Source organism: Candidatus Neomarinimicrobiota bacterium, from assembly GCA_041862535.1.
Taxonomy (GTDB): Bacteria; Fidelibacterota; Marinisomatia; order SCGC-AAA003-L08; family TS1B11.
On sequence record JBGVTM010000139.1, the window covers coordinates 1 to 6,367 of the forward strand.

Below are 6,367 nucleotides of genomic sequence, written 5' to 3' on the forward strand. Positions count from 1 at the left end.
CCCCCGGACATAAGCCCGTTTCATAGGTAGCCTGAACTCAGGGTACTCCTGAGTCAGACGATCCATTTCCCGCCAGCTGTACCCATCACAGAACAGCTGCGGTGACTGGGCTGACAATAGCACCGTCAACACAACAGTACAAAATACGGTTCTTATCATGTGCGGAAACGTGTCGGAGTCGAACCGACCATCCCGAAACTTCGGGATCGACAGTTTTGAAGACTGCGGCGCCCACCGGAACGCATACGCTTCCGTGGCTATTGGCCGGGGAGTACGAGAGAGTCTATTCCGTATTTCTCTTTCAGGAGCTTCCCCGCCAGCTCAGCCTCCTCACGGGACTTAAACCCTTCCACCATGACTAGGTGCAGAGTGCTGTCATCCCTGCGGCTGAGAACAATTCTAACCCTATAATTTAATGACTCCAGCAGGGCTTTTTGTCGTTCGGCATTCCTTTTTACACTAAAGGCCCCAGCTTGTAACTGGAAAGCCGTCTGGTAGGCAGGCAGTGTAGAGGGTCGACTTACACCGGACGAAACCTCCCCTGCCTTATCTCCGCCCGTGGGACTCCTATCGGTAACAGCGGGAAAATCTTCCGGGGGACCCGAGGCTTTTCCTGTTTCCAGGTCAAATTCTATTTCCGGATACTTACGGGAAAACACTTGCGCATAGAAGAGAGCCGTATCACGGTCACCAGACACTAGAAGGGCATTTAGGAACAGACGAATACTCGGATAAACCAGCTCCGAACGCGGGTAGTGGACTGGAATGCGCTTCAAATAGTGAGCAGCCTGGGTATATAGTCCCCGGGCATAGAGATATTCGCCGATTTTGAGCAAGGCATCATCGGCGTAGGGACTGGTCGGATAGAGTTGCGCCACTCGCTTGAACATCTCGAAAGCGGTGTCGCCATCCTGTGTGATAAGCCCTTCCAGATACAGGATACTCCCATCATTCGGATGCTGTCGATACAGTTGCGGCAGGGCTTCGGCGACTTCCTCCACCTTCCCCTGGTAGGCCAGGTCAAAATAATAATCGAGGTCTTGGCCCAGCGCGGGAGTACAAACCAGCAGGGCAACATAGACGGTGAGCCGGGGATTACTCCAGTTTTTCCAGCGGATCACTGCTAGGGTCTAACCAGCTCATGAGTGAGGCACGGGCATCCCGGCGGCCAATCTGGGTCTTTGCCTCAAGGCGGATGGAGTCTATGAGCCGATCTAATTCCGGCAGGAGGTTCTGGTCGGCTCGCCGACGGTAATTGAGTTTAAGCTGAATGGCGCGTATCAAGGGACTGCCAACGGCATTTCCCGGGATGGTACCTAGCAGTTCTTGCGCTCTATCCAGATCACCTTTTCGCACGTAAAAATTAGCTAACCCGGCCACGCCATCCAGGTTATCGGGATCCTTTTCTAAAACCCGCTTTAGGAACGGTTCGATATTATCGAATTGCTGCAGATAAAATAAAGCCTCTTCGACCATTGGCAGTACCAGAGCGGTATCCGCGGGCGACACCTCCACAAATGCAGACCAGTAGGCCACCGCCTGGGAATAAAGCTTGGCTATCTTCTCTTCCAGCTGCTGCTGCCGGGTTGTCTTTTTGTCCTCTGAGGTTTCGGCCGCCGCCAGCTCCTTTCGGTATGACAGGGCTCCATCAGCATAAGACTCCGCCATGAAATAGAGTGCTGGGGCGAACTTCTCGTCAATTTTAAGCGCCTGCTGGTAGTGGCTGCGGACCGTCTCCAGAGAATCTTCATGACGCCGGTCGTATCCCTGGCGGAAGCGGCACAGAGCCTGAAGGCGGGGATCTTCCTGGTTGGTAACTTTCTGCCACTGAGACAGATACTTTCCAGCTGCCTCCCAATCCCTCAAGTAGCGATAAGACTTTACCAGCTGGCGCAGAGCCCAAGCATTGCGTTTTTCCAGCTTGAGAATCTCCAGGGCCCGCTCCACCGCCTGCTCATGCTGGTTAAGCTCAGTGTAATCCAGCGCCAGCTCCTTCAACAACTCCACCTGTTCATAAGTGGTGAGGTCAGGCCTGGCCAGCAGGCTTTCATGAAGTTTATGGGCGCGGTCAGCGGCCCCGCCCCGACGCATCACCTGACCCAGCTTCAGGTAGGCCGCAATATAGTCCGTATCCCGATCAATAACCCCTTTGAAACATTGGTAGGCCTGCTTGAGATTGTTCCGCAGCAGGTGATCAAGGCCCTCCGTGTACAGTCGTTGAACATCACGCTTGCGTCGGGCTTGGGCACGCATTACTACTGCCACTCCTCACAGAACCGGGATATCTGTATCCGCGATAACCAGACAAATCTCAACATAATTGACTACGGCTCCCATTAAGCAGGTTGCTCATCTGCGGATGATGCGGCCTGTTTCGCAGCCGCCGCGCTCTCCCGCTCGCCCTTAAAAATGTCCTCATCCAGGGCCGAGTGCCTCAAGTTATTGAGCTCGGTGCGCAACTTTTTTAGCTGTCGGTTTTGTTCCCTGATTGCCTGGTGCTGGCTTACGATCTGCACCAATCCGATGCCAAAGCCCAGCACAATCCCTAAGGCCAGGGTAGTAACTAATATGTAGGCCAGGTTTATATCCGGCAGAGTCTTGCCCGGAAATAGCCAGATGGTTGAATACTGGTCGGAGTTGCTGCTGAGGAAAATCGCCAGGGCCAGAACGATAAGCAATCCTATGAATATCTTAAGCAACCGCATGAGATTCCTCCACCGAGGTTATGATACGACCTTTAAGCGCCACGCCGTGCGTGCTATCAATATGGACACGCACAAAATCTTTGACCAGGGCTTTCCCCTTATCAAATATCACCCATTTATTGCCATCGGTTCGCCCCGCCCATTGGGCTGAGGACTTCTTGCTTTCCTTCTCCACCAACACCTCTACCGTCCGTCCCACGTAGGCCTGGTTCCGCATGAGGGTGATCATCTTCTGCAGGGCTATGAGCCGTTCCAGCCGATCCTGTTTCACCGCTTCAGGTAACTGGTCTGCGTACTCCGCGGCCTTGGTGCCTGGCCGGCGGGAATACTTGAAGGTAAACGCCGAATCGAATCCCACTTCCTCGACCACCTGCAGGGTTTCCTGAAATTCAGCTTCCGTTTCACCCGGGAAGCCGACAATGATATCAGTACTGAGAGTACACATCGGCATGACGGCTCTTATCTGCTCCACCAGCCGGAGGTATTCAGCCTTGGTGTAGGTTCGATTCATGCGCTGGAGGATGCGCTCAGCAGCGGCTTGCACCGGCAAGTGGATTGACTTGCATATGTTATCATGGGTGGCCATTACCTCCAAGAGACGATCATCAACATCCGAAGGATGCGGTGAGGTATAGCGGATACGCCGCAGAGCCGGCACTGCCGCCACCGCCGCCAGCAGATCAGGAAAACCGGCGTCATCATAGCGATAGGAATTTACATTTTGGCCTAACAAGGTTACCTCAACGAATCCCTGATGAACCGCCGTTTCCACCTCCGCTACAATACTCGCCACAGAACGGCTCCGCTCGCGACCCCGGGCGAAGGGCACCACACAGAAGCTACAGAACTTGTCACAGCCGCGCATAATCGATATCCATGCATTCACGCCTTCCGGCCGCGATGGAAACAGGTCTTCATATACCTCGAAGCGGGACAGCCGGGTATCCACAATGTGGTCCTGCTCGGCTTCCCGCTGACGGAGAAGCTCCGGCAACCGCCGGTAACTATCCGGCCCCAGGACCATATCAACGTAAGGTTTAGACGTCAGAAGGCCGTCAGCCAAATTCTTGGCCATGCAGCCAAGTACACCGATCAGGAGGGACGGATCATTTCCCTTCAGATAGGCCAGCTGATCCAGTCGATGATGGACGGTCTCTTCCGCTTTTTCCCTGATGGCACAGGTGTTGATGAGGATAATCTGGGCCTCATCCAACCGCCTGGCCCGTTGGTACCCGGACCTTTCCAACAGACCGGCTACCAGTTCGGAATCGGCCACATTCATTTGACAGCCGTATGTCTCGATATAGTAACGCATCTCCAGACTAAAACATTACCTCGTAAGTTACAACGATGGCCGGTGGGGGCGTAGAATTTTCCCCCGGTCTGCCCGTCGCGGAGAATATGCCTGCGGCTTAGAAGAAGTTAATCGGATTCTGGGGTTGGTTGTACAGGCGCACCTCGTAATGCAGGTGCGGTGCCGTTGAGCGGCCGGTATTACCGGACTGTCCTATCTTCTCACCCCGCCGTACCCGCTGGCCTTCATCAACGCCAATAGTCCGCAGGTGACCGTAAAGGGTGTGGATGCCGTTGCCGTGGTCGATCTTCACATACAGTCCCAGGTTATAATCCCATCTGGCTGCAACCACCCGCCCATCGGCTGTGGCATGGACCGGGGTGCCGATGGGCACCTTGATATCCTGTCCCCGATGAAAGATATATTTCTGGTTAATGGGGTGCCGCCGCAATCCGAACCCGCTGCTGAATACCCCGGTTGATATTGGCTTTATGGAAGGGGTGACCTTGAGGCGCCTGAAATCGTTTTTCAGTGAGTCCCGGATCCCGGCGTAGCTGATCCGTTCCAGCTTGGTGCTACGGGAAAGGGCGTCAAGCCGCTCGGTGATCTGGGCTAAAGATACATCCTTCGCAGGTAGCAGATAATCCATGTCCGTCTTGACCTCGACCATGCTACCGCCGATACCTACTTGGCGAATCTCAGCCGGGATTTCAGGCAGGTTGGCATGCGCGCGGAGATCCTTGTCTATCTCCGACAACATTTCTATCTCCTGCTGCATAGTCTCGATGCGATTCCCAAATTGCTCCACTAAAAGCAGGAGGTCCTCGTTGTCCTTACGTAGCTTCGCAACCCGATGGGAATACGCCGTTTCCAGAAGCAAATGGGAACCGAGGTAGAAGAGAATTGGGGTGAGGATTAATAAACCGATCAGTCCCCATAAAGCAGCGCGGCCTGATATCTCATACTGCCGTAGCCCTGAACGCCCTTCTCGGAGGATCAGAAACTTCAGGTTATGCAGCACAATCGGCGGAAATCTTTTTCGCCCTCTTGTGATCCAATCCGGCATACTTATATATATTTTAGCCTTTATTGCCGTTTTATGCAATAGAAACCTATGCCACTTACACCACCATAATATAGGTATGTGATTTAGGTCTCAACTCGCCCAGACTTTTTCCCCTGGTTTACCAGGCCAAACCTTCAGTGATAGGTTCCCGCCTCAGGTCCTGGGCAAGGTGCCAATCGCCTGCTCACCTGGACCGGAACCGGGCAATGAATCAGTCAGCGCCAGACTGCTTGGCGGTCTTTTTGGCCCCGGTCTCTTTCGTAGTAGCCGCTTTCTCCTTCTTACCGCTTCCCGCAGTGGCAGCAGCAGGCTTCGCCTTCGGAGCCTCACCCTCTGCAGCGGTTTTTGCCTCAACAGGAGCCTCTTCACTAACAGGTTCCTCCACACGAGAGGCCTGCTCGATCTCCCGTTCCTTTTCCTCCATTTGCTTGGTGATCCCGGCAATCCGCTGGCGCAAATCCACTACCCCGGACTGGTTCTCCAGCACCTCGCCTTTACCCTCCAGGGTCTTATAGGCGATTTTACCCAGCTCGGCATAAAGTCGGTTGCGCTCCCGTTGGAGCTGGTAAATATCCATCTTCAGCTTGCCGACCTTGCTCAATTCCTCAGCCTTGGTGGCTGCCGCTTTGGTGATGATCCCGACCTTTTCGGCAAACTTGCTGGTCCAAATTTTAATTTGTTCACCCAGATTGTCACGGCTCGCATTCATCTTAGCTAATCCTTCCTATGTTTAGGCATAAATTAATATATCGGAACCAGGGGGTTTTAGCAACGACAATCATAGCTGGCCTCGCTTAAGGCAGTTTATCGCAGAGCTCTGATCCGCTCTGCAAGTCTTTCCAGCACAGCCGTTGGCAGCGGAATCAGTCCTCATCCAGCACGCGCTGAAGGAGGTTGCGTACCACCTTGGGATCCCCCTTGCCTTGAGTGGCCCGCATCACCTGGCCCATAAAAAAGCCGAACAGCCTGGCCTCGCCCTTCCGGTAGCGTTCCAGCTCGGCAGGCAGTCCCGCGATGACCTGGCGCACAGTCTCTTCCAGAGCAGCGGTATCGCTGACCTGGGCCAGCTGATCCCGCTCTATAATGGCCGCGGCCGAAAGCCCCTCCTGGAGCATCTTATCAAAGACGTTTTTGGCTGTGTTCCGGTTAATGGTCCCGGCGGAGCCCAGCTTAATCAGCCCCGCCAGAGCCGCCGGCTCCATAGAAAACTCGCCGATCTCCTGGTGCTCCTCCTTCAAAACCCGCAACACTTCCCCCAACAACCACTGGGCGGCATCCAGGGGCGATACGCCCGCTTTCACC

At 54.4% G+C, this 6,367-nt stretch carries 7 protein-coding genes and 1 tRNA gene; all 8 read right to left on the reverse strand.

Annotated features, from left to right (window positions below):
- Positions 1 to 161: 161 nt before the first annotated feature.
- Positions 162 to 253 (reverse strand) — tRNA-Sec (locus ACETWG_05240).
- 4 nt (positions 254 to 257) lie between these two features.
- A complete protein-coding gene (locus ACETWG_05245; protein ID MFB0515993.1) occupies positions 258 to 1,121 on the reverse strand; it encodes an SPOR domain-containing protein in 864 nt (287 codons plus the stop codon).
- Positions 1,096 to 2,253 carry a tetratricopeptide repeat protein gene (locus tag ACETWG_05250; protein MFB0515994.1) on the reverse strand — a complete coding sequence of 386 codons (1,158 nt, stop codon included), beginning with the start codon at positions 2,251 to 2,253 and terminating at the stop codon, positions 1,096 to 1,098. The genes ACETWG_05245 and ACETWG_05250 overlap by 26 nt, the downstream gene beginning before the upstream one ends.
- Before the next feature lie 83 nt (positions 2,254 to 2,336).
- On the reverse strand, positions 2,337 to 2,705 hold the full coding sequence (locus tag ACETWG_05255) for a lipopolysaccharide assembly protein LapA domain-containing protein (GenBank protein ID MFB0515995.1): 369 nt from the start codon (positions 2,703 to 2,705) through the stop codon (positions 2,337 to 2,339).
- The gene (gene miaB / locus ACETWG_05260) at positions 2,692 to 4,020 is read right to left on the reverse strand and encodes a tRNA (N6-isopentenyl adenosine(37)-C2)-methylthiotransferase MiaB (protein MFB0515996.1); all 1,329 of its coding nucleotides are present in this window, start codon (positions 4,018 to 4,020) and stop codon (positions 2,692 to 2,694) included. The genes ACETWG_05255 and miaB overlap by 14 nt, the downstream gene beginning before the upstream one ends.
- A gap of 97 nt (positions 4,021 to 4,117) precedes the next feature.
- The gene (locus ACETWG_05265; protein ID MFB0515997.1) at positions 4,118 to 5,020 is read right to left on the reverse strand and encodes a M23 family metallopeptidase; all 903 of its coding nucleotides are present in this window, start codon (positions 5,018 to 5,020) and stop codon (positions 4,118 to 4,120) included.
- 256 nt (positions 5,021 to 5,276) lie between these two features.
- Complete coding sequence (locus ACETWG_05270; GenBank protein MFB0515998.1) at positions 5,277 to 5,774, reverse strand: hypothetical protein; 498 nt, start codon at positions 5,772 to 5,774, stop codon at positions 5,277 to 5,279.
- 154 nt (positions 5,775 to 5,928) lie between these two features.
- Positions 5,929 to 6,367: Asp-tRNA(Asn)/Glu-tRNA(Gln) amidotransferase GatCAB subunit B (locus ACETWG_05275; protein MFB0515999.1), on the reverse strand; the 439-nt coding region annotated here is incomplete at its 5' end.